Here is a 26,026-nt window from a genome sequence, read left to right as displayed (position 1 = left end):
CGGCCGCCTGACGTTTCAGAGGCCGGAAGGAACGGAGAGGGGCATGACGAAAACACTGTTGATGATTCACGGCGTCGGATGCGGCGGCGATGTGTGGGACCGGATGATCCCGGCCTTCGAAGCCGATGGCTGGACATGCGAAGCGCCAACCCTGTTTTCCGGCCGCCGCGTGAAAACGAACCCGCCCGCGTCGCTCAGCGAGCTTGGTCTCGATGACTATATCTCGGCCATGTCGGCGAAGGCGCACGAGATCGAAAAGGCAACCGGTGAGAAGCCCGCCGTGATCGGCCATTCGATGGGCGGCCTGATCGCACAGGTGCTGGCCGAGAAGGGGGATGTGTCCCAGGCTGTCTTCCTGACGCCGGCCCAGCCAAAGGGGTGTGCGGTGATCGGTCCGAGCGTGGCCTTCACTTTCCTGAACATCCTGATCCAGCAGAACCGGAAGAAATCCTACAAGGTCTGGCGGACAGGCTTTGACTTTGGCGTGACGAATTGTGTGCCCAAACGCCTCAGGGAAGAGATCTATTCCCATGCGCTCTACGATTCCGGAAAAGTCTATGGCGACCTGACCGACGGCGTGGAGATTGATGAATCCCGGATCAAAATCCCCACGCTGACGATTGCCGCCGGCAAGGACCGTGCAACGCTGGCGTCTGCCGTCCGCAAGGTGGGCGAGAAATACAGCCGCGCGCCCGTCGCCGGGGATTTCATGGAATATCCGAAGAACGGGCACTGGATTGTCGATGAACCGGGAACGGATAACGTCGCCGCGGATATTGCCGGCTGGCTGGCCCGCACGCGCGTGAAAGAAGACGCATGATGGAAGACGACGCGCACGGCGTTCACGATTATCTCACCGATCCGCGCAATGCGGACATTCTGGTTTCGGTGAATGGTGAACTCAAGAAGCGGGACGAAGCCGTCGTGTCCGTCTTCGACAGCGGGTACATCCTGGGCGATGGCGTCTGGGAAGGCTTGCGGGTCATGGATGGCGGCATCGCGTTCCTGCCGGAGCATCTGAAACGCCTGTGGGCCGGGGCCAAGGCGCTCGACATGGATATCGGCCTGACAAAGGAGGCGCTGACGGCGCGCCTGACAGATTGCCTGAAGGCCAACGGCATGGAGGATGGCGTCCACATCCGCCTGATGGTCACGCGCGGCATCAAGAAAACCCCTTACCAGGGGCCGCGCTTCACGATCACCCAGCCGACCATTGTGATCATTCCGGAATACAAGTCGCCGGTCCCGGAAATCGTGGAGACGGGTGTGACCTTGTTCACCGTGCATGTGCGCCGGACAGGCCCGGCCGAGCAGGACCAGAAACTCAACTCACATTCGAAACTCAATTGCGTCCTGGCCTGCATACAGGCCGACAAGGCCGGTGCCGACGAAGCACTGATGCTGGACCCGCTCGGCTTCGTTGCGACCTGCAACTCCACGCATTTCTTCATCGTGCGGGAGGGGGAAGTGTGGACCAGTCCGCCGGAATATTGCCTGGGCGGCATCACCCGCGCCAACATCATCAAGGTCTGCCGGGAGGCCGGCATCCCGGTGTTCGAGAAGCGCTTCTCCCTGTTCGATGTCTATTCGGCGGATGAGGCTTTCATCACCGGCACGTTCGCCGGTGTCACGCCGGTACGGGAGGTGGACGGACGGTCCATCGAATTGATCGATGGCCCCGTCTCACAGAAAATCCGTGAGGCCTACAAGGCCCTGCAGGCCCGTAGCCTGACCCCGATTGCATGAGTGTGGACGTGACACAGACAATCCGGATCGCCATGTGGTCCGGCCCGCGCAACATGTCGACCACGATGATGCGCAGCTTTGGCGCGCGGCCGGAAGCGGTCTGCGTGGACGAGCCTTTCTATGCGGCCTGGCTGGCCGCGGCGGGGGAGGTGCACCCGATGCAGGAAGAAATCCTCGCCTCGCAATCGTCTGACCCGGCTGTCGTCGCAAGCGAATTGCTGGCCCCGCTGCCGCCGGGCAAGACGCTGCAATACCAGAAACAGATGACCCATCACATGCTGAAAAGCTTTCCGCTGGATTGGGTGAGCGGCCTGCGCCATGCGTTTCTCGTTCGCCATCCCGGCCGCGTGATCGCGTCCTATACGAAGAAAATGGGCGATGTCAGCCTCGACGCCATCGGCGTGCCCCAGCAGGAGTGGCTCTACCGGGAGATCACCGAGCGGACCGGCAAGGTCCCACCTGTTGTGGACTCCGACCGGCTGCTGGCCGATCCGCCTGAAGTGCTGCCGCGCCTTTGCGATGCGCTCGGCATTGACTGGGATCCGGCCATGCTCGGCTGGGCACCGGGCGCAAAGCCGGAGGACGGCGCCTGGGCGCCGCACTGGTATGACGCCGTGTGGAAATCCTCAGGTTTCGGCGCGCCGCCGGGGCCGCTGCCGGAGCATACAGGCAAGGCCGCGGACATCGAAAAGGAGGCGCTCGAAAGTTACGAGCGCCTCCTTCAAAATCACGTTTGATGCAGGGCCGTTAAGCCTCAGCCGCGGCCGGTCATCCGCAGGAAGCGGTTGCGCAGGTCTGCGTCCGATTTGAACACGCCGGTGAACTGCGTCGTGATCGTGGACACGTCCTTGTGGTGCACGCCGCGGGTCGACATGCACTCGTGTACGGCGTCGATCAGAACGGCTGTGCCCATCGGGGCGAGGCTTTCGGTGATGGCGTCGCAGATCTGGGACGTCATGGTTTCCTGCGTCTGCAGGCGCTTGGAGAAAATCTCCACCACGCGGGCCAGTTTGGAGATACCGACAACCGCTTCGGTCGGCATGTAGGCGACATAGGCCTTGCCGAGGAAGGGCGCCATATGGTGCTCGCAATGGCTCTCGACATCGATGTCGCGCAGCATGACGATGTCGTCATAGCCCTGAACGTCCTCGAAGGTGCGGGAGAGGTATTTGACCGGGTCTTCGGTATAACCGGAGAACCATTCCTTGTAGGCGTTGACCACGCGTTTCGGCGTATCGATCAGGCCTTCACGGGCCGGGTCGTCCCCCGCCCACGCGATCAGCGTGCGAACCGCTTCCTCGGCTTCTTCCTGGGAAGGCCGGTTCACGGTATCCGCGCGTGCAACTTCATTCTTTGGTGTGATGGCGTCCATTGCCATGTTTGGAGTCCTTCGACTGAGGGACGGGGGTCGAGCCGGGGCGTCCCTTGAAGGTCTTTTACGCCTTCTGCCCGGACTTAACGCCCGCCCGGAGTTTGTACCCTCAGGGCGATAATCAGGAACATAGTGGGGCAAAGCCCCGGTTTCCAGCGGATTCTACGGTTACGGCGCGTAAGTGGATCAGCCTTCAGTTGCCTTTCGCCGCGTCAACTGGTATCGCCCGGCCCATGTTCGTTCGCGCATTTTCCCCTTGTTGCTGCGCCTGTTGTTGCCGCTGAGGCCACAACGCGCCATTAGGGCTGTCAAACGCTGACCCTGCCGGAAATTTCCCGAACACACCCGATCCAGAGACCCATATGACCATCCGCCTTTACGACACCGCTGCGCGTGAAAAACGCGTATTCAAGCCGCAGGACCCCAAACGCGTGACGATGTATGTCTGCGGCCCCACGGTCTATAATTACGCCCATATCGGCAATGCGCGTCCGCCCATCGTGTTCGATGTGCTGCGCCGCCTTCTGATCCGCAGCTATGGTGCAGAGGCCGTTGTCTATGCCCGCAACATCACGGACATCGAGGACAAGATCATCAAGGCCTCGCTGGAAACCGGCGAGCCGATCGCGGACATCACGAAGAAATTTGCCGGGATCTACAATGACGACACGGCGGCGCTGAACGTGCTGCCGCCGAGCATCGAGCCCTGGGCCACGGGCCATGTGCCCGAGATGATCGACATGATCGGCAAGCTGGTGCGCAAGGGCTATGCCTATGTCGGCAAGGAAGGCGTCTGGTTCTCCGTCAAGCAGATGCCGGACTATGGCAAACTGTCCGGCCGCAAGCTGGAAGACAATGAGGCCGGCGCCCGCGTCGAAGTGGACGCCGACAAGCGCGACCCGGCCGACTTTGCCCTCTGGAAATTCGCCAAGCCGGGCGAGCCGGAAGATGCGATCTGGGACAGCCCGTGGGGCAGGGGACGTCCCGGCTGGCATATCGAATGCTCCGCCATGGCCGCCAAGCACCTTGGCAAGACGATCGACATTCATGGCGGCGGCATAGACCTGCAATTCCCGCATCATGAGAACGAGATCGCCCAGTCCGAATGCGCGCATGGCGAGGTGATGGCCAATTACTGGCTGCACAATGGCTTCCTCGACATGGGCGGGGAGAAGATGTCGAAGTCGCTCGGCAATGTCGTGCTGGTGCATGACCTGCTGCAGAAATGGCCGGGCGAAGTGCTGCGCCTGGCCATGCTGAGCGGGCATTACCGCGCCCCGCTGGACTGGACCGAAGACCTGCTGAAACAGGCCAAGACGACGCTGGACCGGATCTATGGCGCCCTGCGCCGGGTGTGGGAGGCCGACGGCGGCGAGGCCCGTGACACGGGCGTTGTGCGCGCGCTGGAGGATGACCTCAACACGCCGGAGGCTCTGGCCGAACTCTCCCGCCTTGCCGGGGAAGCGAACACGGCGGCCGACCAGAAAGACGCTGCCGCCATGGCCAATGCGAAAGCGAACCTGCTGGCCGCCGGCAAGCTGCTGGGCCTGCTGACCCAGTCGCCGAAAGACTGGGAACAGGGCAGCGATGAAGACGGCAATGCCCGCATCGATGCGCTGGTTCAGGCCCGTGTCGATGCCCGGACAAACAAGGACTGGGCCGAGGCCGACCGGATCCGCAATGAACTCGCCGCCGAAGGCATCGAGATCATGGACGGGGCAGGCGGCTCGACCTGGCGCCGGGTGTAAGGATGCCGGATGCCCTTTCGCCGCCTTGCGCTGGCGGAAGGGCAGGGCCATCTTCCGCGCGATGAGCGAGCTTTACCACAACCGCATTCTCGAACTGGCTGCCGAGATCCCGCATGTCGGGCGTCTGGCCGATGCCGAAGGCTCGGTGACCAAGGTGTCCCGCGTCTGCGGATCGGTCGTGCATGTCGACCTGAAGCTGGACGAAGCGGGCGAAACCGTCACGGAAATCGCTGTCGATCCAAAGGCTTGCGCCCTCGGGCAGGCGGCAACGTCGATCCTGGCCGAACACGCCCCCGGAGCGCCGATCTCCGAGATCATCGCCACGCGCGATGCCCTGAAAGCCATGCTGAAAGACGGCGGCCCGCCGCCCGAAGGCCGCTTCTGGGAACTGCGCCATCTGGAACCCGTGGCCGATTACCCGCCCCGCCACGCCTCCACCATGCTCGCCTTCGACGCGGCTGTGGCCGCCATTGAAGAGGCGCTGCAAAAGCGCGCCGCCGCCCGTGAAGCCGCCGAATAACAGCCTCCGCCGCCGGGCAGCCTACGGGCTGCTCTGGGTCTACAAGCATGGGCCCAGCCAGGTGATGTGGGCCTTCGGGGCGCGGTGCCAGCACACCCCAACCTGTAGTGAATACGGGGCCGAATGCATCTCCCGCTTTGGCTGGTGGCCGGGCTTCTGGATGACGCTGGCGCGGTTCCTGCGCTGCCGCCCGGGCGGCACGATGGGCTGCGACCCGCCGCCGGAGACAAAGCCGGACATCCCGCTCTGGCAACCCTGGCGTTATGGCGACTGGACCGGACGCAGAATGGGCCCGCACGCCGAGCGAGTTGAAAAACACCCCGAGGCGTGACATATCGCAGGCATGGATTTTCGTCTGATCACCGCTCTGACCACACGAACCCGCCGGGGTGCCTGACGCGCCTTCGGCCCGCACATCTGTGCGCGCCCGCCTCATGCACCCGCCAAAAGCCCAAAACCGAGCCCTGAATGGTTCAGCCTGAAACGTGCGTCCGGTCCGGCCGGAACACCCTCAACAGGACCTTCTATACACCGTCTATGGACCATCTATGGCTCATTCCCTTCCCGGAAGCCGCCTGACTGCACCCCGCCCGTTTTGAGGGTGGGAAAAGCGGTAAAGAAGCGCTAAGCAAACCGCCGCATAAGGCATTCACATCAGGCATTCCGGGCCCTTGGAAATTTACGCCCCGTGCGGGCGACCGAAATCGAAGAAGAAGACCGATGATCAAAGTAACGCTGCCCGACGGCTCAGAGCGGGAATATGCCGAAGGTGCCTCGCCCCTCGACGTGGCCGAGAGCATTTCCAAATCCCTCGCCAAGAAGGCCCTCGCCGCCAAAGTGAATGGCGAGATGTGGGACCTTGTCCGCCCGCTGGAGGGCGATGCCCAGGTGGCCATCATCACCAGCCGCGACCCGGAAGGCCTGGAACTGATCCGCCACGACGCCGCCCACGTGCTGGCGCAGGCCGTCCAGGACCTCTACCCGGACACGCAGGTCACGATCGGCCCGGTCATCGATGACGGCTTCTATTACGACTTCGCCCGCGAAGAACCGTTCTCCACGGACGATTTCGAGAAGATCGAAAAGAAGATGTCGCAGATCATCGATGCCGATTACCCGATCGTGCGCGAAGTCTGGGACAAGGAAGACGCGATCGAGACGTTCAAGAAGATCGGCGAAGACTACAAGGCCCAGATCATCGACGACATCATCCCGCCGGGCGAGGCCATCACGGTCTACAAGCAGGGCGACTGGTTCGATCTCTGCCGCGGGCCGCACCTGCCATCGACGGGCAAGCTGCCGAAAGCGTTCAAGCTGATGAAGCTGGCCGGGGCCTATTGGCGCGGCGACTCCAACAACGAGATGCTGCAGCGCATGTACGGCACGGCCTGGGCGAACGAGAAGGACCTGAAGGCCCATCTCCACCGCCTGGAAGAAGCCGAGAAGCGCGATCACCGGAAGCTCGGCCAGCAGCTGGACCTGTTCCACCTGCAACCGGAAGCGCAGGGCTCTGTTTTCTGGCACCCGAAAGGCTTCATGATCTGGCGCCAGCTGGAGGCCTATATCCGCCGCCAGCAGGATGCCGACGGCTATACGGAAGTGAAGACGCCGCAATTGCTCGACTCGGTGTTCTGGGAAAAGTCCGGCCACTGGGACAAGTTCCGCGAGAACATGTTCGTGGTGCCGGATTTCATTCCGAACACGGATGAGGACGAGGTGAAGATCCCGGCCGAGACGAGCCTGATGGCGCTGAAGCCGATGAATTGCCCGGCCCACGTCCAGATCTTCAAGAATGCCCAGCGGTCTTACCGTGACCTGCCGATCCGCATGGCGGAGTTCGGCTGCTGTCACCGGAACGAGCCCCATGGCGCGCTGCACGGATTGATGCGCGTGCGCCAGATGACGCAGGACGATGCCCACATCTTCTGCCGGGAAGACCAGATCGGCGAGGAGACGCTGCGCTTCCTCAGCCTGTTCTCCCGCGTCTACAATGATTTCGGCCTGACGGAGATTTCCTACAAGCTGGCGACGCGCCCCGAAGTGCGCGGCGGAACGGACGAAAACTGGGACCGCGCCGAAAAGGCGCTGGCCGACGCCCTGACGGAAGCCGGTCTCGAATTCGAGATCGCGGAAGGCGAGGGGGCGTTCTACGGCCCGAAACTCGAATTCCACCTGACGGACGCCATCGGGCGGACGTGGCAGTGCGGCACGTTCCAGCTGGACTATGTCCTGCCGGAACGTCTGGATGCGGAATATACAGGCTCCGACGGCGGCAAGCACCGCCCGGTCATGCTGCACCGCGCGGTGTTCGGCACGTTCGAACGCTTCATGGGCATCCTGATCGAGAACTATGCCGGGGCCTTCCCGATGTGGCTTGCGCCGGTTCAGGTCGTCGTGGCGGCGATTACGGATGCGGCGAACGATTATGCCGAGGAGGCCGCGGCCGCCCTGCGCAAGGCGGGCCTGCGGGTCGAGACGGATCTTCGCAATGAGAAGATCAACTACAAGGTCCGCGAGCATTCGGTGCAGAAAGTGCCGGTGATCGCCGTGGTTGGCGGGCGTGAGGCCGAAGACCGGACGCTGGCGCTGCGCCGGCTCGGGTCGAACGGCCAGCAGATCATCGCGCTCGACGAGGCGGCCACCGTCCTGTCACAGGAAGGCCTTGCGCCTGACCTGAAGGCCTGAAACCTATCTGAACGGCTGAACCTGGGCAGCTGAAAACGGGGCGAGAGGAAAAAGCGTGCGACTCATGTCCTATGCGCCTGTGCTTGCTGCTGCCTTCGTGCTCTGGCCGATCATGGGCGTGCTTGGCGGGCAGGGCTATGCCCCGCTTCTGGGGCTGGCGGCCCTGCCGGCGCTGGCACTGGCCCGGCCGAAATGGCCACCGGCCCTGTACGCGATTCCCGCGATCCTTTTCGTTATCTGGGTCGTCATCGGCGAGGCATGGTCGCCGGTATCCACCGGCCTGATCAGCGGCAGCCTGATGGAAGGCAATTTTGGCGTGAAGGCGTCCAGCGTCCGGATTTTCCTGACAGCCGCCTTCGCTCTGCTGGCGGTCGGCGGGGCCATGCGCATCGCCGATGGCCGGGCGCAGGTCTCGACCCGGGTCATGCTGGGCGCCTTCGCGGCGCAGGGCCTGATCCTGGCGATCACCACGATCTTTGCCGGGCCGCTCCTGACCGCCATCTATGGCACGGATCCGGTCGACGTGGCGTCCGGCGTCCAGAATCTGGGGCGCAATGCGAATGCCTTCGCCCTGATCCTGCCGGTCCTGATCGCCTATCTGTCGGTTCGCCCGCAATTCTTCTGGAAGCCCGTCATCGCACTGCTTGTTGTGACCAGCCTCCTGTTCTTCACGCGTCTCGATAATCAGAGCGCGGTGATCGGCCTGGTCTTCATGATGGCGGCGATGGGCCTGATCCGGGCGCTGCCGGTGCACGGCTTCCGGGCCTTGTTCACCGCCATTGGGGCTTATATCGCCGCTGCGCCGATGGTGATCGGCACAGGGCTGAGATTGCTGGAGGCGTATAATATTCACCTGCCGGCGTCGTTCCAGTCGCGGGCTTGGGCCTGGCATATCGTGATCGGGAAGATCGCGGAGCGGCCTGTCACCGGGCATGGCATTTCCGCCTCGAAGACCTGGGAAGATACCTATGCCGACCATCCGGACTGGCTGGCCCGCCTGCCGGATTTCTGGGCGGCCTACAAGGTCGTGCCGGGGCATCCGCACAATATGGCGCTGCAGATCTGGGCCGAGACGGGCATGATCGGCGCGGTTCTTGTCGGGTTCTCGCTGGTCCTGCTGGGGTTCCGGTTGCCGCAGCCGGACAAGATGCGGGAAGATATCCGGTACGCCATCGCCGGCATGACGGGCGTCGCGTTCAGCCTGTTCAACTTTGCCTACAGCATGTGGAATGAGGCCTTCTGGTCGAGCCTTGCGCTGGCGGCCGTTGCCATCATCCTGCTGTCCAAACGCCAGCGGGAGTCGCTTTGAGCCCGCTGTCCGCCATCAGCGCCCTCGTGGTGACTTACCAGACCGGGCCGCGCCTGCATGAATGCCTCTACGCCCTGAAAGGCGATGCGGACATCTCCGAGATCATCCTTGTCGACAATGGCAATCCGCCGGGCGAGCAGGCCTGGATCGACCGGTTCGTGGCGGCCTGCCCGAAGGCCTCGCTGATCCGCCAGGGCGACAATCCGGGATTCGGTACGGCCATGAACCGCGCGGCGGCGAAAGCCCGCGGCGACCTGCTGCTGGCCTGCAATCCCGATTGCGTCATCAAGCGCGGCGCGATGGCGCCCCTGACCGGCGCCCTGCAGGACGCCCCCCGGCCCGCCATTGTGGGCGGACGGATCTTCGGTCTGACCGGTCGGGAAGAGCGCGGCGCCCGGCGCAATACGCTGACGCTCTGGAATGCCATCGGTCTGGGAAAGTGGACGCTGGACGGCACGCCGGAACCGGACGGGCCGGTGCGTGTCGGGGCCATCTCCGGCGCGTTCTTCCTGATCGGGCGGGCGGATTATGAGGCCCTCGGCGGGTTCGACGAAGCCTATTTCCTGCATGTCGAAGATGTGGACCTTTGCCGCCGCGCCATCGAGGCGGGCGGTTCTGTGACCTACCAGCCAAAGGCCGGCGCGCTGCACTACACGTCCACGTCCGACGCGCCGCGGGACAAGGTGCAGGCGCACAAGGTGGCCAGCCTGAAGCGCTACTTCCGCAAGTTCGCAAAGACGCCGGGGGAGAAATTCGCCGCCGCGCTGATGGTGCCGCTGATTGGCCTCGCCATGCGGCTGCGCGGTTAGGTCAGGCTTTTGGCCGCCAGTCCGGCGGGGCGAGTTCGAAGCCTGCAAAGTCAAAGCCCGGTGCCACCACGCAGGAGACGAGCGTCCAGGCGCCCAGCGTTTCGGCGGCCTGCCAGTGATGGGCGGGCACGACGCCCTGCAGGGTGTGCCCTGCGCGCAGATCCGGCCCGAGCGTGACGGCGCCGGGTTCTGTTCCCTCCGGCGTGGCGATGGTCAGCACCAGCGGCCCGCCCGCCTGCCACAGCCACATCTCGTCGGCATCCACCTTGTGCCAGGCGGAGACTTCATCGGCCTGCAGCAGGAAATGGATGAGTGTCGAGGCCGGGCGGTAGCCGGGCAGGGCGGGGGCGCGGAACGTTTCCACAAAATGGCCCCCCTCCGGATGTGGCGCCATGTTCAGGAGACGGATCACCTCCCGCGCGCCGAGATCACCGGAGATGGCCTGCATCAGAAGCTGTCCTTGCGGCTGCGGATTTCAGCGAAGGTGGCGACGGCATCGCCCGGATGGCCCATGGCGGTTTGCAGGTCCGGCACATCCGCGCGCAGGAACGGATTGGTGGCGAGTTCCTTCGCCAGCCGGGTCGGCACGGTTGGCTGGCCCTTGGCGCGGCGTGCGTCGATATCCTTGATGTAGTCGGCAAGGTCGGCATTGCCGGTCTCGACCGTCTCGGCGAAGCGGGCGTTCGCCTGCGTGTATTCATGCGCGCAATAGACCAGCGTTTCCGGCGGCAGGGCTTTCAGCTTGGAGAGGCTCGCCCACATCATGTCCATCGTGCCTTCGAAGACGCGACCGCAGCCAAGCGCGAAGAGGGCATCGCCGACAAAGGCAACATTCTGGTCGGCGAAGTGATAGGCGATGTGGCCCAGCGTGTGGCCGGGCACGTCCAGCACGCGGGCGGTCGCGCGGCCGAACTCCACCATGTCGCCTTCGGTCAGCTTCACATCGATGCCGGGGATCTTCTCCGCTTCGCCTGCCGGGCCATAGATCGTGCAGCCGGTCTCGTCCTTGATCTTCAGGTTCCCGCCGGCATGATCCGGGTGCCAGTGCGTGTTGAGGATGTGGGTAATGGTCCAGCCCATCCGCTTTGCCTCGGCCAGGTATTTGTCGGCGTCGGGCGTGTCGATGGCAGCTGTTTCGCCTGAAACGGCTTCATGCACGAGATAGCCGTAATTATCGTTCAGGCAGGGAAATTGGTGTACGTCGAGGGTAATCTTGGTCATCTGTGTCTCCTGCAGACCGGCCTAGCACAGGGAAGCCCATGCGTCAGGATGCCGTCACGCTCGAACGCTTTTACAGCGCCTCGCTGGGGCAGGCGGCTGCGCGCGTTCTTTCAGGCAAGCTGACAGATTTGTGGGGCGAAGCGCGCGGCCTGTCGCTGCTGGGGCTGGGGTTTGCGATTCCGGTGCTGGATGCCTTTGGCGAGGCGCCGTCGCGCATCGTCGCGGCCGTGCCGCACGAGCATGGCCCCGTGAAGTGGGACTATTCCGGCCGCGGCAATGCCAGCGTCGGGGTCGGCGATGACCGATTGCCCTTTCCCGATGGCATGTTCGACCGGGTGATCGTGCTGCACGGGCTGGAAGAGACGGGCAATCCGCGCACCTATTTGCGGGAGATCTGGCGCATCACGGCGCCGGAAGGGCGCATCGTGCTGGCGGCGGCCAACCGGGGCGGGCTGTGGGCGCGGGCGACGCGCACCCCGTTCGGGCAGGGCCGGCCATGGACGCGCTCGCAGCTGATGAACCTCCTGTCGTCGGGCCTGTTCCAGGTCACCGCATCGAGCAGCGCGCTCTACATGCCGCCGGTGTCGGCCGGGCTGGTGACCTCTGCCGCTGAAGGCTGGGAGGCGATCGGCAGCCTGATTGCGCCCGGTTTTGGCGGGGTTGTACTGGTTGAAGCCGTCAAACGGCTCTACGCGCGGCCCGGCGGCGGGGCGCCCGCACCTGTCACCGAAAAGGTACGGATTCCGCGTCCTGTACCCTCCCCAAAGCGCGAAAGTCATTGACGTGTCATATTACCGGCAGATACTTCGCACCTGCAGCAACTATTAAGGGAAAGCGCCATGAAGCTTGTGACAGCCATTTTCAAGCCCAGCCGGCTCGACGCAGTGATCGATGCGCTTTCCGAAGTCGGGGCCACCGGACTGACCGTTTCAGAGGTGCGCGGCTATGGCCGCCAGCTCGGCAAGACCGAAGTGTATCGCGGCGCAGAGTATGAGGTGCGCCTCCTTCCGAAAGTGAAGGTGGAGGTCGCCTGCGCAGACGATGCGGCCGATCGGTTTGCCGATGCCATCATCCAGGCGGCCAATACCGGGACCATCGGCGACGGAAAGATCTTCATTCTGGACCTTGGCTCCGTCATCCGCATCCGCACCGGCGAACGCGACGAACTGGCCGTTTCCGGCTAGGGCAAACGCCTCAGGACGGGTTTCCGTCCACGTCGGCATCGCGGGCTTTGACATCGGTCGCTTTGACCTCTGTCGCGCCGTGGTGCAGCTGCAGGTTCAGCAGGATCGCCTTGGCGATGGGCAGCAGCGCCAGGATCAGCCCGATCATGACGGCACACATCACGACAAAGGCCAGGATCTTGAAGCCCAGCGGCATCGAAATCATCGGCAGGATGAAGATGAAGGGCGCTGTCAGGATCAGCACGCCGAAACCGACAAAGAAGGCCGGGCCATCGGCCGTGTCGTCATTGCTCATCTCCCGTCCGCAGACGGGGCAGGCGTCATGCAGCTTCAGATAGCTCTTGAACAGCTTGCCTTCGCCGCAATTGCCGCATTTCAGCTGCAGGCCGGACAGGATGGGAGAGGGTTTCGACATGGGCGGACTCCGGGGGACTGAGCCGACACATCGGGCCGGCACCGGCAGACTTCAATGCGACAGATGGCACGCATGCCCGGGCGGGCCTTGACGGGCGGGGCCCGATTGCCCACCAGAGCGGGCTGTAATTCGCAAGACGGAATACCCCAGATGCCAGACCCCATATTCGAGCGGATCGCCATTGTTGGCGCGGGCCTTATCGGTTCATCCATCGCGCGGGCCGCTCAGGCCTATGGCGCGGCCGGGGCCGTCTCGCTCTATGATTCCAGCGACGATGTGCGCGCCCGGGCGGCGGGGCTCGATCTCGGAAATGTGACCGAAACGCTGGCGGAAGCGGTGAAGGATGCGGACTGCGTCTTTCTCTGCGTGCCGGTGGGCGTGCTCGCGCCGGTGTCGCAGGCAACCGTGCCGCACATGAAAGCCGGGGCGATCCTGACCGATGTCGGATCGGTCAAGAAACAGGCCGCCGAGGCGCTGGCCTCTGCCGATAATGGCGCGGTGCAGATCATTCCGGGGCACCCGATTGCCGGGACGGAACAATCCGGCCCGGAAGCGGGCTTCCCGACCCTGTTCCGCGATGCCTGGCACATCCTGACCCCGCAGGACGGCAAGGACGAGGCCTATGCCGAGGCCGTGCAGCGCCTGACGGCGTTCTGGACCGCCCTGGGCGCCAAGGTGGAAACCATGGACCCCGGCCGGCATGACCGGGTTCTGGCCATCACCTCCCACCTGCCGCACCTGATCGCCTTCAATATCGTCTCGACCGCATTCGACATGGAAACGGTGGAGCAGGGCGAAGTGGTGAAATTCTCCGCAGGCGGTTTCCGGGACTTTACCCGCATCGCGGCTTCCGACCCGGTCATGTGGCGCGATGTCTTCCTCAACAACAAGGAAGCGGTGCTGGAATGCCTGGGCCGGTTCTCCGAAGACCTTGCCGCCCTGCAGCGGGCGATCCGCTGGGGCGACGGCGACCTGCTGATGCAGGAGTTTTCCCGTGCCCGGACGATCCGCAAGGCCATCATCGACGCCGGACAGGATTCCGGCGCGGTGAACTTCGGCCGGAACCGGAATGGTGCTAAAGACGAGGCATGAAACCGCTGACCCTCTCCGACGACCGGCGCGAGGCGCTTGCAGGCCATCTGCAGCGCCTGTTTGCCGAGGAGTTTGACGAGGATCTGAGCGGCTTCCGCGCCGAGGCCGTGATCGACCTGATGCTGAAACAGCTGGGACCGGCGGTCTACAATCAGGCCGTGGAAGATGTCCGCGCGCATTTCCAGGGCAAGCTGGATGACCTTGCCGGCGAAGTCTGGGTCGACGGTGGCGTGTGACGCGGCCATCGGTGGGGCGCTCACGCAACCTCACATGAATTTGTGTCGCCTGCGAGGGCGTTTCGGGCGTAAGCAAGAGGCATGAAACAGACATCTTCCCTGCTTTCCCGCCGCCACCTCCTGCTTGCGGGCACGGCGTCCCTCGTCATCGCCGCCTGTTCGGGTGGCTCGCGCAAGGCCCTCGCCGAGACCGGGGCGGACGGCGCGGCAGACGACCCTTATGCCGATAGCGAATGGCGCAGCCTGTCAGAGGCGGAGTGGAAGGACCGGCTGAGCCCGAAGGCCTTTGCCGTCTTGCGCCAGGAAGACACCGAACGGGCCTTCACATCGCCGCTGGAGCATGAAAAGCGCGACGGCACGTATCATTGCGCCGGATGCGACCTGCCGCTCTTCTCATCGGAGACGAAATTCGATTCCGGCACCGGCTGGCCCAGCTTCTGGAAACCCCTTCCGGGCGCGATGGGCACCAAGGAAGACCACAAGCTGTTCTATACGCGCACGGAATACCATTGCGCCCGTTGCCTCGGCCATCAGGGCCACGTCTTTAAGGACGGGCCCCCGCCGACGGGCGAGCGCTGGTGCAACAATGGCGTGGCGCTGACCTTCCGGCCTGCCTGATCCACCCTATTCGATGATCTCGGCGCCTTCCGGAATCACGAAGGCCGGGACGGACGCAATCGCCACATCGCCATCGTCAATCAGCTCGCCGGGGCCGTTCTCGCGCCGCTCATAAGCCGCCACCAGTGACGTGTAGGGCGGGACATAGTCCCAGCCGCCATTGCCATTGTTCTGCGTGATCTCGAAATGCAGGTGCAGCACAGTGGGCGTGCCGCCGAAATCATTGGAGACATAGCCGATCGTGTCACCGGCCTGCACCGTATCGCCGATGGAAACGGCCAGCTTCTTCATGTTGAGGTGCAGGTATTTGTAGATCCGCCCGCCCGAGCGCAGGTTCACGCTATACGAACCGACATTGGAGATGATGCCGTCTTCCACGGCGACAACTTCATGCGCCGTCCGGTCAGCCGCCGGGGTAGAACGTTCCGCCCGGCAGCTCTCCGGCGTGCCAACGCGGATATCCTGGCCCTGGTGGATCCTGCTGATCGGACAATAGGCCGAGTTCCGGTTGGAGGTGCGGGTTTCGCAGAAATTGTCCCGCCACGGATAGTCGAAATTCCGTGCATCGCACTGGTCGCCGCCGACCATGCCGCCCCCGAAGGTGAACACCATGGACTGGAGGTAGGCGGGCGAGTCCTTGATCGGGAAGACCATGTCCGGCGCGAAGATCATCTCGGCTTCAGCGCCTTCACCCGTGCCGGGCAGCAGCGCGCCGGGGGAATAGAAGGAAAAGGCCGGCTCGACCGGGGCAGGCGGTTCTGTCGTGCCCGGCGTATCGGCTGGCGGCGCCGTGTCGGTATCTGCCGTATCGGTCGAGTCATCCGGCGTACTGGGCGGTGTGTCGGGCGGCGTATCGGCAGAGGTATCGTCCGGTGTGTCAGCAGGTGTGTCCGCTGGCGTATCCGTTGACGTATCGGGACCGGTATCCACGGTGCCGGGGGCATCCGTGTCTGTATCTGGCACGTCGGAGTCTGGCGTATCGGCAGGTGTGTCCGTGCCGGGATCGGTATCAACGGTCCCCGTGTCAGGCGTGTCTGGCCCAGTATCTGGCCCGGTATCTGGCGTGTCCGTATCCGTACTTGTATCCGGGGCGGATGGCTGGTCGCCATCGCCGTACGGGTCTGCGACGGGCGCCGATGGCGGCGGCGGGCCGGGCGCACCCGGCGGCACGGCCGGTCCGGAGTCCGGTGTCACGGGCGGCGGGCCGCCATCGCCCGGGAAGCGGATGAAGTCACAGGCCGACAGGGTCAGCAGCGCGGCGGCGCCAAGCAGGAGGGAACGTGTCTGGATCATCAGCGCGACCTCACGGCCACAAGGGAATCCGCGATCGACAGGGCGTCTTCCTCGCTGATGCAATCGGCATGTTGACCATCTGCGTGCGTGCACTCGAATTCGATCAGATAATCCGCGCCATACTTGGTGAAGGCGACTTGCGCGCCGCTCATGGTCGGGATGAAGCGCATCGGTGTCTCGGTGGTGCCGGGCGTGCGCTCTCCGATGATCTCGTTCGTGCCATTGACGACGATGTTGTAATCCGTGCCGGGATAGAAAGCGAAATAGCCATCACTGAGCGGCTGGAACTTCACATCCGACTCGGCGCCCTGCGGCAGGACAATGCCTGACGGCAGCATGACCGGCACCGGCGGCGCATCGCCTTCCTGCGCGGCGACCATGAAATTGCCGTCACTGCCGGAATTGGACGCGACATCGTCGCGCGCGGCCAGCCAGTCAATCGTCGCTTCCTCGCTCACGGCCTGGGCATAGACGGGGATGTCAGCCTCTTTGGCGGGGGTCGCGTCGGCCTGGTCTGCCGGTGCGGTGTCCTCTGCCGCAGACATCTCGGTTCCGGCGTCGTCCCCCATGCCACGGATGAACTTGTCACAGCCAGCAAGGCCCAGCAGGGCGCAGGCGGGCACCAGGGCAATGGCAATCCGCTTCCTCATGGCATTTATTCCTTTCCGGGTTGGGCTACATAATCCGGATCGGCATAGGCGACACTGTCGAGCTGCATGATCCGGCTCTGAATTTCATTGATGGTTGCGCGGGTCGGCTCAAGGCCGGGCGGCAGGCGATAGCCCAGCCGGATCTCACCGGAATAGCTGGCGCCGACGAGCTGGAAATCCTGCAGCACGGGATTGCGCGACTGAAGATTGGCCCAGGCGATGTCGGCGGCGGCGCGGTCGCGCTTGAAATTGCGGGAGATGACGTCGATCTCCGGCTCGCCCTTGATGCGGACGATATAGACGATTTCCGACCCGTCCGGGCTGAGCTGGGCGAGCTTCGTGTCCGCCGGCTGTTTCGTTTCGGCCGAGGCAGGCAGTTCCGCCGGCCGGACCACGGGCAGGGCGTCGCCCGGATGGAGGTCGGGAACCGGTTTCACTTTCCCAGGCGCGGAGGCCTGCGCTACCGCTGGCTGGGGGGCGGGTGTGGGTCCGCCGGACCCGGCCATGACGAAGAGGCCTGTCGCCCCGGCCAGCATGGCCAGGCCCGCAAGTCCAAGCGGACCGCCGAAATGTACGGGGGGCTGGCCGTCGCTCATTCAGTCTCCACCGCCGGGTGTGCCGCCAAGTTCCGGCACATTTGCAAGGTTCAGGATGCGCCCGCCGCAGGGCCGGCGGCACATGCCGTCAGAGCCTTCGATCGGGGTCGTGCCCGGATAGTCGGCGCAGAGGCCGGCACATTGCATGTCCGTGCGCGGATCGGTGGCAGCGAGCAGTTCCGACACAAGCTCATCCGACGAGGCCTCCGGATCGCGGGCCTTCAGCAGCGCCAGGGCGGCCGAGACGTGCGGCGCGGCCATGGAGGTGCCCTGCTCATAGGCATAGTAGCAGTCATCAACCGCTTCGCCGGTGACCGGGTCGTAGCAATCGGTCGAGGCCTTGGTGGAGAGGATGCCGTCCGGGCGGGAGTCGTTGTCGTCATCCCGGGCCATTTCCCCGCCGGGGGCGAGGATGTCGACATTGTCGCCGAAATTCGAATAGGCCGTGATCTCGCCCAGCGCGTTCCCGGCCGCAACCGAGATGACATTGTCACAGCCGCCGGGCGCATAATAGGCGGTGTCGATCCGGGCATTGCCGGCAGCGGAGACGACGACCGCGCCGCGGTCTGTCACCGAGTCGATCGCATCCTGCAGCGAGGCCGGGCAGTATTCGAAGAGGCCGATCGACAGATTGATGATGTCGGCCGGATTGTCGTTCCACACTTCGCCGCCGTCTTCGCCCTCAGCCGGGATCAGGCCCGCGGCCCAGCGGATGGCGTCGTTGATATCGGACAGGCGCCCGCCGCATTTGCCGAGCGCACGGACCGGCACGATTTTCACGTTCCAGGCGCCGCCCGCGACGCCTGCGCCATTGTTGGAGGCCGCCGCGCCGATGGTGCCGGCGACATGGGTTCCGTGGAAGGAGTCGGCAGAGCCGGGCACGGCGGGGTTGCACAGGTCACCCGGATCGTTCGGGTCGGAATCCCGGCCGTCGCCATCATTGCCCATACGCGGATCGGAGACCATGTCCCAGCCCGGCGCGATATTGGCCGAGGCGGCAATGTCCGGATGGTTCATCTGCAGGCCCGTATCGACCACGGCCACGACGACATCGGAGGAGCCCTCGATGCCCTGGCGGGTCCAGAACTCCTGGAAGCCGGCGCCGCCAAGCGACTGGCCTTCGCCGGAGCCTCTCGGCTTCATGTCCCATTGCAGCGCCCAGAGCGGATCGTTCGGGGTCACTTCCACCTTCGCCGGCGTGGTGCCGGTGGAGGGTGTTCCGCTATCCGGCGTCACGCCGCCGGACGTCGTGGGGGAGCCTTCCGGCGGACGGCGGACGAACTGGTTCTCGAAGATGAAATCCTTCTCGACATATTCGAACTGGCCGGAGGCGCGCAGGTCATCGACAAAGCAATTGGTTGCCAGAACGGGGTCGGCCTCGATGGCTTCCAGATCGTCCGGGTCCGGACATCCCTTGCCTTCGTCGATGGCGAGGAAGCTGAGCGTCGGGTCCTTGGCGTCTTCCGGGGTGAACAGGGTCGGCCCGGCACCGGCCACCTGGATCACCATCTGGCCTTCGCGCGACAGGGTGACCTCGGCGTTCATCTTGTACTTCGCCAGCGTGTCGAGCATCACCGCATTGGCATCGCGCTGCGCGACGATCGCATCACGGGTGACCAGAGAACGCCGGGCAATCTTGCGGGCGGCCATCTTCTCTTCGGCCGGGGCGGATTCCAGCGAGCGGGGCTGTAGTGAGCGCGTTCGCGTCACCGGGGCAGGCTGGGCTCCCGCCCGTGTCTCCATTGCCTGGGTCGCTTCCTCGACCCGCTGCAGGGATTGTTCCCGCGCTTTCGGGTCGAGTTTCACACGCGGGGAAATCCCCACTTGCGGCTGGAACAGTTCCAGCGAGCGGGAGGCCGGGGCGCGGGCGCCCGCATCCGGTGCCGGGGCAGCTGCCACCGGCGCGTCCAGGGCCTCCTCCAGGACAGCCTCATCTTCCATGTACAGCGTGTCGCCTTCGATTTCCGCCGCTGTTTCGGCAGGGGGAATGTCGGCCGGCTTCGCGATGACGGACAGGACGGCAAAGGCCGGCTTGTTGGTCGGCTGGCCGGAAATGTCGCTGATCACCTTGCCGGCAATCGCGCGGGCCTCGACCGGGACAGACCGCATCGGATCTGTTTTTTTGCCCTGATCGACGATGGTTTCGCCGGTGATCTGCTTGAGGGAGGCATCCGCGATTTCGCGGGCCCTTTCGAGGCGCTCTCCCTGCTGGTCACACGCCGAGACGAGTAGCAGGCTGGTCAGCGCAGCTCCGAGCAGGCAGCGGGCTGATTTGGTGGACTGGTTCGACATGAGAACGTTCCCCGTGAATTTCTCAAACACTATCCCAGCCCGCCTAAATTAACCCTATGGAAAGATTATGACGCCGTTTCCGTCCTGTCCAACCCAAAGGCAATTATTGGCAGGTCAAAGCAGCCCGTGACCGTCCCCCGGAGCGCCCCTGTTGACCCCGGGTGATGATTGGGCGGGATAGTTTTCCTGTCTGGACAAGTCACAAGACGCGGCGGATGAAGGGGCATGAGCGAGGGGAGCAAGGAGCCGCCAGACCTGTCGCGCCCGGATCGCCGCGGCGCGTTTTTCCTGTTGTTTTTCTGCCTCATGGCCATCGGGGCGGGAAACACGATGCTGATGGCGGCTGTCCTGCCGCCGCTGTCGCGGGAAGTCGGCCTGCCGGACTGGATGGCCGGGGCCGTGTTCGGCCTGTCGGCCTTTTTCTGGTCGGTCTTCTCACCGTTCTGGGGAAAGCGGTCCAACCAGTATGGCCGCCGGCCGATCGCGGCGCTCGGGCTTGCCGGTTATTCCGTCTCCATGCTGCTCCTGTTCCTGTCCGGGCTTGCTGCCAAGTCGGGGCTGATCACCAATTTTATCGTGATTTTCGCCTGCCTCGCCGTTTCACGGTCCTTTTTCGGCATCTTCGGATCCGGCGCGAACCCGGCGGCGCAGGCCTATGTCGCTGACCGGACAAGCCAGGCCGAGCGGCGCGACGAGATCGCGTTCATTTCTTCCGGCTTCAGTGTCGGCACGGTTGTCGGCCCGGCCTTTGCCGCGGCGCTGGTCGCCTTTGCCGGCATTCTCAGTCCGCTGCTTCTGACCTCGGTGATCGCCGCCATCATGTCGGCGATGATCTGGTTCCGCCTGCCGGAACAGAAAGAGCCGGTGACGGATGCTGCGCGTCTGGATGTCGAAACCAATGCCCGCGGCCTCTGGCATTCGCGGGATGTGCTGCCATTCCTGGTGTTTGCGGTCTGCCTGTCACTGGCCACCGGCATCCTGATGCAGGTGTTCGTCTTTGCCGTGATGGACAAGCTGGACGTCGGCGGGGCGCAGGCGGCCCAGTATACCGGCCCGGCCTTCACGGTCGGCGCGATGGCCGTGCTGCTGGCGCAACTGGTGCTGATCCCGCGCCTGAAACTGAAGAACAAGACGCTGATGTGGGTGGGCTGTATCCCGCTGCTCTGCGGGGCGCTGCTGATGATCGTGGCGCAGGACTTTGCCACGCTGGTCATGGTGCAGTTCCTGCTGGGGCTCGGGCAGGGGCTGGCCCGGCCGGGCTTTTCCAGCGGCGCGTCGCTTGCCGTGTCGCCCCAGCTGCAGGGGAATGTCGCCGGGCTGGTCATTTCGGCGAACGGGATGGGCTATATCGTGACGCCCTTCTTCGGCCTGTTCGTCTACCAGTATGTCGGGGCGAACATCCCCTTCATGATCGCGTCCGGCCTGCTGATCTTCATGGCCGTTTACGCCTACTACGCCCTGCGCGACGGCGTGGGCGAGTTCGATCCGGAAACCGATCTCTGAGCGGTCAGTTGGTCGAGGCCGTACCGGCGGTCTGGCCCGTGACCAGCGCCAGCATCTCCTTGGTCGGGTAGCCGTCCGCCACAACGCCCCGGGATTTCTGGAATCCCTGCAAGGCTGTGCGTGTCTTGCGGCCCGGAATGCCGTCGACGACCCCGGCATCGAAGCCGCGCGCGTTCAGCCCCGCCTGCAGGATCTTGATCTCGGCTACGGTCAGCGGCGCGATGTCCGTCGGCCAGACGGCGACAGGCACTTTCTTGCCGGTAAAGGCATCGCCCGACAGGCCGACCGCAAGCGCGTAGGAATCGGCATTGTTGTACCGTTTGAACACCTTGAAATTGTTGAAGATAAGATATTTCGGCCCGGTCGCGCCGGCCGGCAGCCACAGTTCGGCATATTCGGCGCCGCCGGTCTGGAAATCGCCGCCCCGGATCGGGATCAGACCATAGCCGCGCCAGGTCTCCATCCGGCGCTCATTGCCGTCCGCCAGCGAGAAGTCGAACCCGGATGGCACGATCACCTCGATGCCCCAGGGCTGGCCGGGCGACCAGCCGGAGGATTTCAGGTAATTGGCCGCTGAGGCGAGGGCGTCGCCTTCATTCTTCCAGATGTCCTTTTCGCCATCGCCATCGAAATCCTGTGCATAGGCATAATAGGTCGACGGCATGAACTGGGTCTGGCCCATCGCCCCGGCCCATCCGGCGATCAGTTCCTCCCGGTGGGCATCGCCGCGTTCGACGATTTTCATCAGGGTCAGCAATTCACGCTCGGCGAACGTCTTGCGGCGGCCCTCCACGGCCATGTTGGCCAGCGTGTTCGGCCCGTCGAAATTGCCGATCACGGCGCCGAAAGAGGACTCCATGCCCCAGATCGCGGCAATGTATTCCGCATCGACGCCGTATTTCGCTTCGATGGCGGCGAAAAGCTGGGCCTCGTTTGCGAGGTGCGACGCACCATTCGAGACGCGGCTGCTGCCCAATGGCACTTTAAGATAGTCCCAGATCGGCTTGGCGAATTCGGCCTGGTCACCGACGCCGACGGCTGCGGCCTGGAAGGACGAGCCGAGATAAAGATCCAGCGGCCGGATGTTCTCAAGGAAGGATTTGACGATCGCCCGGTCATGCCCGGCAGCGATGGCACGGGCGGAAAAATCCGCGCGCCATGCGTCCATGTCACTGTTTCCAGTGGATTTGTAGCTGATCGGTCCGGTGTCCGGCGCTGGCTGGCCAGGCGGCTGGCTGGTCGCTGGGGGTGGCGGGGCCGGGGTGCCCGGGGAGGCCTGCGGGCTGTGCGCACAGGAGACCAGCAGGCCGGCAAGAATTGCCGCGCCGGCGATGTGCGAGCGCGCGATCGCGTAGCTTGCCACTTTGTATGCTCCTGAAAACAGCCGCGCATGGCAGCGCGTGTCCTTGACTCTGATGACCGGATTCATTACTCGCACCGCTTTCCAATTCCTTATGACCCACGGGGCCATCCCATGAAAGTCCGTTCGTCTCTCAAATCGCTCAAGTCGCGCCACCGCGACTGCAAGATCGTGCGCCGCAAGGGCAAGGTCTATGTCATCAACAAGACCGATCCGCGCTTCAAAGCTAAGCAAGGCTAAGCGGAGCGTGAAGGGGCAATAAGGCGGGAAAATGACCGGCCGGATTGCTCTTTTCGATCTTGGACGGGTCGTGCTCGACTGGGAGCCGGCCCGTTTGTATTCGCGCCTCCTGCCTGACGCGGACGAGCGCGAGCGGTTTCTTTCCGAAATCTGCAGCATGGCCTGGCACACCCGCCACGATGCGGGCGTCAGCTTTGCCGACAATGCGCCGCCGCTGATTGCGCAATACCCGCAATACGAAGCCGAAATCCGGGCCTGGGGCGGGCGCTGGATCGAGATGTTCGACGGCTATATCGACGGCACGCCGGATCTCATCGACCGGCTGGAGGCCCGCGGGGTGCCGCTTTACGCCCTTTCCAACATGCCATCGGAAACCTGGCCGCTGATGCGGGAGCATTTCCCGCTGGTGGAACGGTTCCGCCGCACGGTGGTTTCCGGCGATATCGGCCTCGTAAAACCCGACCCCGCCATCTTCGCGCACACGCTGGACGTCATGGGCGGCCCGGCGCCGGACGAGGTGTTTTTCATCGACGACAGCGAGAAAAACATCACCGCCGCCGATGCGCTCGGCTTCCGCACGCACCACTTCCGCTCTGCTGACGGGCTGGAAGCTGCCCTGAAGGCAGAAGGCCTCCTCTGACAGTCTGACAGAAAGAGGACATTGCCCGGCCGTATTGGACAGGTAGTATCGCCCCCATGCTGAGAGCCCTCCTCCTTGCCCTTGTCTTCGTGACCGCCGGCCTGCCTGCGCTGGCCGTGCCGACGGACGAGATGTTCGAGAAACTGAAGACCGCGCCCAGCGAAAGCGAGGCGAATGATGCCGCGCAGGATATCTGGGCCTCCTGGATGGAATCCGGCTCGGCCACGGTCGACATGATCATGCAGCGCGGTGTCGAGGCGCAGATGATCGGCGATACCGAAACGGCGCGGACCTTTTACGACCGCGCCATCATGATCAAGCCGGACAATCCGCAGGCCTGGTTCCGCCGGGCGGGCATATTCCTGTCCGAAGAAAACTTCCCCGAAGCGCTGCGCGACCTGAACGAGACGCTCAAGCTGGAGCCACGCCATTTCGGGGCCTGGGCCGGGCTCGCCTCCATCTTCGAGACGATGGGCGCCAACGACCAGGCGCTGGAAGCCTGGCGCGAGGCGCTGGCGATCTATCCCTATATGCGCGACGGGCTGCAGGCGGAGAAACGCCTCGCCAAGGTCGCCGAAGGGCAGGGGCTCTGACATCTTGCTAACGGCAACCGCCATAACCCTGGCAGGTCTCGGGGCCGCGGCCGGTCTCGCCTCGGGTGCCTACACCTCCCGTATCCACAAGGCGCATCCTGCCTCCGGGCAGCGGGTCGATGTGGGCGGATATGGCGTTCACGTGCTTGAGGCGGGCAAGGCCGGGCCGCCGGTCCTGATGATCCATGGGGCCAGTGCCAATGCGCGCGAGTTCACCTGGACGCTGGCGCCAAGGCTGGAACAGGAATTCCGTGTGCTGATGGCGGACCGGCCGGGCCACGGTCATTCCCGGCGGCCTCCGGGGGCCGAGACACTGGGCGTCCAGGCGGCGCAGATGGCCGGCGTGCTGGACACGCTGGCCCCGGGCGAGCGGGCTGTCGTGGTGGGCCATTCCTTTGGCGGGGCTGTGGCGCTGCGCCTCGCGCTCGACCGGCCGGACCTGGTCAAAGGCCTCGTCCTGCTGGCCCCGGTCACGCATGACTGGGGCGGGGAAGGCCATGCCTGGTACAACCGGTTTGCGTCCTCGCGCCTGATCGGCCCGGCGTTCAGCCAGGTCGTGCCGCTGGTCGGGCCTGCCCAGGTGGAGGCGGGAATCGGCGGCGTGTTCGATCCGTCGCCTGCACCGGAAGGTTATTACGACAAATCCGGGATCGGCCTCCTGTTCCGGCCGGCCGCCTTCCGGGCCAATGCCCGCGACGTGCGCGTGCTGGACCGGGAACTTGGCGAACAGTCGAAACGCTATGGCGAGCTGTCCGTCCCAATCACAGTCTTTTCAGGCAGCAAGGATACGGTGATCACGCCGGCCAAACACACCGCCCGCCTGAAGAAACAGACCGACATTGACCTGATCATCCTGCCGGAAGAAGGCCACATGCCTCATCACCAGCACGGACCAGACGTCGCCGATGCCATCCGGCGTCTGGCCAGTTCGCCGGAGACCCGCTAAGACGCGGCTCCTTTTCGTATCCGATTCCGATTCTGCCACGTGCTGGCCAATAACTGGAGTTCCTCATGGACGACGCCCCGATCGAGAACCTCACCGAAGCAAGCCGCGAGAAGCTGCGCCAGACGGTCGCCAAAATTGAGCGCCTGGAAGAAGAGAAGAAAGAGGTCGCCGAGCAGATCAAGGAGATCTATGCCGAGGCCAAGTCCTTCGGGTTCGACACCAAGGCGCTGCGCCAGGTGGTGCGTCTGCGCAAGATAGACAAGTCGGACCGCGAAGAGCAGGAAATGATGCTCGAAACCTACCTGCTCGCGCTGGGTGAAGCCTGAGGCTTTGTAGAACCTCCCGATCGGCCTAAACTGGTTCCATGGGCCGGGATGTCGACGAACGGAAGAAGCGGGCGGCGCTGCGCAAATTGCGCAAGGCCGCAGAGCTTGCCGAACAGGGCAAGGGGCCGCCCCTGTCCGACTGGGAGCGCGAGTTCCTGGAAGAAGTCGAAGAGCGGATCGAGAAATACGGCTCGGCGTTCGCAGACCCGATGAAGGGCAGCGACGGCGAAGCGCTGTCGGCCCTGCAGCAGGTGAAGCTGAAAGAGATCGACAAGAAGGCCCGCGGCAAGGGCCGCAAAGGCTTTGGCAACAAGGCCGGGCCGGACAGGAAATCCTCAAAAGGCAGCTTCGCAAAGCGCGCCACCCCGCGTGTACGCCAGATAGATGATGACATCGAGGAGGAGGCCGCCGAGACGCCGCCGCCAGTGCCCTCGCCAGATCCTTCCTCTCAGCCGGTGCCACGCGGCAAGCCTGTGCTCAGGGCCGTCCCGAAAGACGAAACGTCCGATTCCGGGTCCGATGCGTATGAGGATAAAGCCCCAGCACCGAAGCGCCCCGCAGGGCGGCCGGTATTCCGTGTCATAGATGGGGGAAAGTCGGAGCCTGACAGCTAAGCTCCGGACATAGGGAGC

Annotated in this window: 30 protein-coding genes; 21 read left to right on the top strand and 9 right to left on the bottom strand. The window is 64.3% G+C overall.

Annotation, left to right across the window (positions count from 1 at the left end):
• Positions 1-43 precede the first annotated feature (43 nt).
• Genes HAD_RS03155 through HAD_RS03145 form a run of 3 tightly spaced genes read left to right on the top strand, consistent with a single transcriptional unit; the run spans position 44 to position 2,483 of the window.
• Positions 44-820 (top strand): alpha/beta hydrolase, encoded by a 777-nt coding sequence (locus HAD_RS03155; protein WP_035569381.1) that lies wholly within the window; start codon positions 44-46, stop codon positions 818-820.
• Positions 817-1,746: an aminotransferase class IV gene (locus HAD_RS03150; protein WP_035569380.1), complete on the top strand. Its 930-nt coding sequence runs from the start codon at positions 817-819 to the stop codon at positions 1,744-1,746. Before HAD_RS03155 ends, HAD_RS03150 begins: the two co-directional genes overlap by 4 nt.
• An 8-nt stretch (positions 1,747-1,754) precedes the next feature.
• Positions 1,755-2,483 carry a sulfotransferase-like domain-containing protein gene (locus HAD_RS03145; RefSeq protein WP_241765286.1) on the top strand — a complete coding sequence of 243 codons (729 nt, stop codon included), beginning with the start codon at positions 1,755-1,757 and terminating at the stop codon, positions 2,481-2,483.
• Positions 2,484-2,500: 17 nt separating this feature from the next.
• On the opposite strand, the gene folE is transcribed toward HAD_RS03145, so the two are convergent.
• Positions 2,501-3,118, bottom strand: coding sequence for a GTP cyclohydrolase I FolE (gene folE / locus HAD_RS03140; RefSeq protein ID WP_035571532.1), 618 nt, complete (start codon positions 3,116-3,118; stop codon positions 2,501-2,503).
• A gap of 362 nt (positions 3,119-3,480) precedes the next feature.
• Here folE and cysS point away from each other — a divergent pair, with 362 nt between their 5' ends.
• The 6 genes from cysS to HAD_RS17755 all read left to right on the top strand — a co-directional run bounded on the left by cysS (position 3,481) and on the right by HAD_RS17755 (position 10,189).
• The gene (cysS, locus tag HAD_RS03135; protein WP_035569378.1) at positions 3,481-4,866 is read left to right on the top strand and encodes a cysteine--tRNA ligase; all 1,386 of its coding nucleotides are present in this window, start codon (positions 3,481-3,483) and stop codon (positions 4,864-4,866) included.
• 61 nt (positions 4,867-4,927) lie between these two features.
• Entirely contained in the window at positions 4,928-5,386 is a 459-nt protein-coding gene (locus HAD_RS03130) for an iron-sulfur cluster assembly scaffold protein (RefSeq protein ID WP_035571531.1), read from the top strand.
• The gene (yidD, locus tag HAD_RS03125; protein ID WP_035569377.1) at positions 5,370-5,717 is read left to right on the top strand and encodes a membrane protein insertion efficiency factor YidD; all 348 of its coding nucleotides are present in this window, start codon (positions 5,370-5,372) and stop codon (positions 5,715-5,717) included. Before HAD_RS03130 ends, yidD begins: the two co-directional genes overlap by 17 nt.
• Before the next feature lie 389 nt (positions 5,718-6,106).
• On the top strand, positions 6,107-8,071 hold the full coding sequence (thrS, locus tag HAD_RS03120; protein ID WP_035569376.1) for a threonine--tRNA ligase: 1,965 nt from the start codon (positions 6,107-6,109) through the stop codon (positions 8,069-8,071).
• 64 nt (positions 8,072-8,135) lie between these two features.
• Positions 8,136-9,380: an O-antigen ligase family protein gene (locus HAD_RS03115; RefSeq protein WP_035569375.1), complete on the top strand. Its 1,245-nt coding sequence runs from the start codon at positions 8,136-8,138 to the stop codon at positions 9,378-9,380.
• Complete coding sequence (locus HAD_RS17755) at positions 9,377-10,189, top strand: glycosyltransferase family 2 protein (RefSeq protein ID WP_051595884.1); 813 nt, start codon at positions 9,377-9,379, stop codon at positions 10,187-10,189. The genes HAD_RS03115 and HAD_RS17755 overlap by 4 nt, the downstream gene beginning before the upstream one ends.
• Before the next feature lies 1 nt (position 10,190).
• On the opposite strand, the gene HAD_RS03105 is transcribed toward HAD_RS17755, so the two are convergent.
• Positions 10,191-10,637, bottom strand: a complete 447-nt coding sequence (locus tag HAD_RS03105; RefSeq protein ID WP_035569374.1) for a cupin domain-containing protein — start codon at positions 10,635-10,637, stop codon at positions 10,191-10,193.
• A complete protein-coding gene (gloB, locus tag HAD_RS03100; RefSeq protein WP_199285839.1) occupies positions 10,637-11,410 on the bottom strand; it encodes a hydroxyacylglutathione hydrolase in 774 nt (257 codons plus the stop codon). Before gloB ends, HAD_RS03105 begins: the two co-directional genes overlap by 1 nt.
• A 38-nt stretch (positions 11,411-11,448) precedes the next feature.
• Here gloB and HAD_RS03095 point away from each other — a divergent pair, with 38 nt between their 5' ends.
• The gene (locus tag HAD_RS03095; protein WP_035569373.1) at positions 11,449-12,192 is read left to right on the top strand and encodes a class I SAM-dependent methyltransferase; all 744 of its coding nucleotides are present in this window, start codon (positions 11,449-11,451) and stop codon (positions 12,190-12,192) included.
• A gap of 57 nt (positions 12,193-12,249) precedes the next feature.
• Complete coding sequence (locus HAD_RS03090; protein ID WP_035569372.1) at positions 12,250-12,594, top strand: P-II family nitrogen regulator; 345 nt, start codon at positions 12,250-12,252, stop codon at positions 12,592-12,594.
• A 10-nt stretch (positions 12,595-12,604) separates the two neighbouring features.
• On the opposite strand, the gene HAD_RS03085 is transcribed toward HAD_RS03090, so the two are convergent.
• Complete coding sequence (locus HAD_RS03085; protein ID WP_035569371.1) at positions 12,605-13,009, bottom strand: DUF983 domain-containing protein; 405 nt, start codon at positions 13,007-13,009, stop codon at positions 12,605-12,607.
• Positions 13,010-13,159: 150 nt separating this feature from the next.
• On the opposite strand from HAD_RS03085, the gene HAD_RS03080 reads away from it, so the two are divergent.
• The 3 genes from HAD_RS03080 (at position 13,160) to msrB (ending at position 14,955) form a co-directional block, all read left to right on the top strand.
• Positions 13,160-14,101: a prephenate/arogenate dehydrogenase family protein gene (locus HAD_RS03080; RefSeq protein ID WP_035569369.1), complete on the top strand. Its 942-nt coding sequence runs from the start codon at positions 13,160-13,162 to the stop codon at positions 14,099-14,101.
• Positions 14,098-14,337, top strand: a complete 240-nt coding sequence (locus HAD_RS03075; RefSeq protein WP_035569368.1) for a DUF2164 domain-containing protein — start codon at positions 14,098-14,100, stop codon at positions 14,335-14,337. Before HAD_RS03080 ends, HAD_RS03075 begins: the two co-directional genes overlap by 4 nt.
• 81 nt (positions 14,338-14,418) lie before the next feature.
• Positions 14,419-14,955 carry a peptide-methionine (R)-S-oxide reductase MsrB gene (gene msrB / locus HAD_RS03070; RefSeq protein WP_035569367.1) on the top strand — a complete coding sequence of 179 codons (537 nt, stop codon included), beginning with the start codon at positions 14,419-14,421 and terminating at the stop codon, positions 14,953-14,955.
• Positions 14,956-14,961: 6 nt separating this feature from the next.
• Here msrB and HAD_RS18525 read toward each other — a convergent pair whose 3' ends face one another.
• Genes HAD_RS18525 through HAD_RS17745 form a run of 4 tightly spaced genes read right to left on the bottom strand, consistent with a single transcriptional unit; the run spans position 14,962 to position 19,786 of the window.
• Entirely contained in the window at positions 14,962-16,248 is a 1,287-nt protein-coding gene (locus tag HAD_RS18525; RefSeq protein WP_051595883.1) for a M23 family metallopeptidase, read from the bottom strand.
• A complete protein-coding gene (locus tag HAD_RS03060; RefSeq protein ID WP_035569366.1) occupies positions 16,248-16,898 on the bottom strand; it encodes a hypothetical protein in 651 nt (216 codons plus the stop codon). The genes HAD_RS18525 and HAD_RS03060 overlap by 1 nt, the downstream gene beginning before the upstream one ends.
• Positions 16,899-16,903: 5 nt before the next feature.
• Positions 16,904-17,494, bottom strand: a complete 591-nt coding sequence (locus HAD_RS03055; protein WP_035569365.1) for a hypothetical protein — start codon at positions 17,492-17,494, stop codon at positions 16,904-16,906.
• Positions 17,495-19,786 carry a S8 family peptidase gene (locus tag HAD_RS17745; RefSeq protein WP_156942141.1) on the bottom strand — a complete coding sequence of 764 codons (2,292 nt, stop codon included), beginning with the start codon at positions 19,784-19,786 and terminating at the stop codon, positions 17,495-17,497.
• 225 nt (positions 19,787-20,011) lie between these two features.
• Here HAD_RS17745 and HAD_RS03045 point away from each other — a divergent pair, with 225 nt between their 5' ends.
• Complete coding sequence (locus HAD_RS03045; protein ID WP_035569364.1) at positions 20,012-21,289, top strand: MFS transporter; 1,278 nt, start codon at positions 20,012-20,014, stop codon at positions 21,287-21,289.
• Between the two features lie 4 nt (positions 21,290-21,293).
• Here the strand turns inward: HAD_RS03045 and HAD_RS03040 are convergent, their stop codons facing one another.
• Positions 21,294-22,652, bottom strand: a complete 1,359-nt coding sequence (locus HAD_RS03040) for a lytic murein transglycosylase (protein ID WP_241765284.1) — start codon at positions 22,650-22,652, stop codon at positions 21,294-21,296.
• Positions 22,653-22,763: 111 nt separating this feature from the next.
• On the opposite strand from HAD_RS03040, the gene ykgO reads away from it, so the two are divergent.
• From ykgO to HAD_RS18720, 6 genes are all read left to right on the top strand, one after another.
• Positions 22,764-22,889, top strand: a complete 126-nt coding sequence (gene ykgO / locus HAD_RS03035; RefSeq protein ID WP_029086471.1) for a type B 50S ribosomal protein L36 — start codon at positions 22,764-22,766, stop codon at positions 22,887-22,889.
• 31 nt (positions 22,890-22,920) lie between these two features.
• Entirely contained in the window at positions 22,921-23,529 is a 609-nt protein-coding gene (locus HAD_RS03030; RefSeq protein WP_035569363.1) for an HAD family hydrolase, read from the top strand.
• A 56-nt stretch (positions 23,530-23,585) separates the two neighbouring features.
• A complete protein-coding gene (locus HAD_RS03025) occupies positions 23,586-24,122 on the top strand; it encodes a tetratricopeptide repeat protein (protein WP_035569362.1) in 537 nt (178 codons plus the stop codon).
• A gap of 4 nt (positions 24,123-24,126) precedes the next feature.
• The gene (locus tag HAD_RS03020) at positions 24,127-25,068 is read left to right on the top strand and encodes an alpha/beta fold hydrolase (RefSeq protein WP_035569361.1); all 942 of its coding nucleotides are present in this window, start codon (positions 24,127-24,129) and stop codon (positions 25,066-25,068) included.
• A gap of 65 nt (positions 25,069-25,133) precedes the next feature.
• Positions 25,134-25,394 carry a DUF2312 domain-containing protein gene (locus HAD_RS03015; RefSeq protein ID WP_051595881.1) on the top strand — a complete coding sequence of 87 codons (261 nt, stop codon included), beginning with the start codon at positions 25,134-25,136 and terminating at the stop codon, positions 25,392-25,394.
• 38 nt (positions 25,395-25,432) lie between these two features.
• Positions 25,433-26,008, top strand: a complete 576-nt coding sequence (locus HAD_RS18720) for a hypothetical protein (protein WP_035569360.1) — start codon at positions 25,433-25,435, stop codon at positions 26,006-26,008.
• The last annotated feature ends 18 nt before the right edge of the window (positions 26,009-26,026 follow it).

It is taken from the genome of Hyphomonas adhaerens MHS-3 (assembly GCF_000685235.1).
Classification (GTDB): domain Bacteria; phylum Pseudomonadota; class Alphaproteobacteria; order Caulobacterales; family Hyphomonadaceae; genus Hyphomonas; species Hyphomonas adhaerens.
The sequence above is the reverse complement of the archived record's forward strand: the minus strand, read 5'-3'. Positions and strand labels throughout refer to the sequence as shown.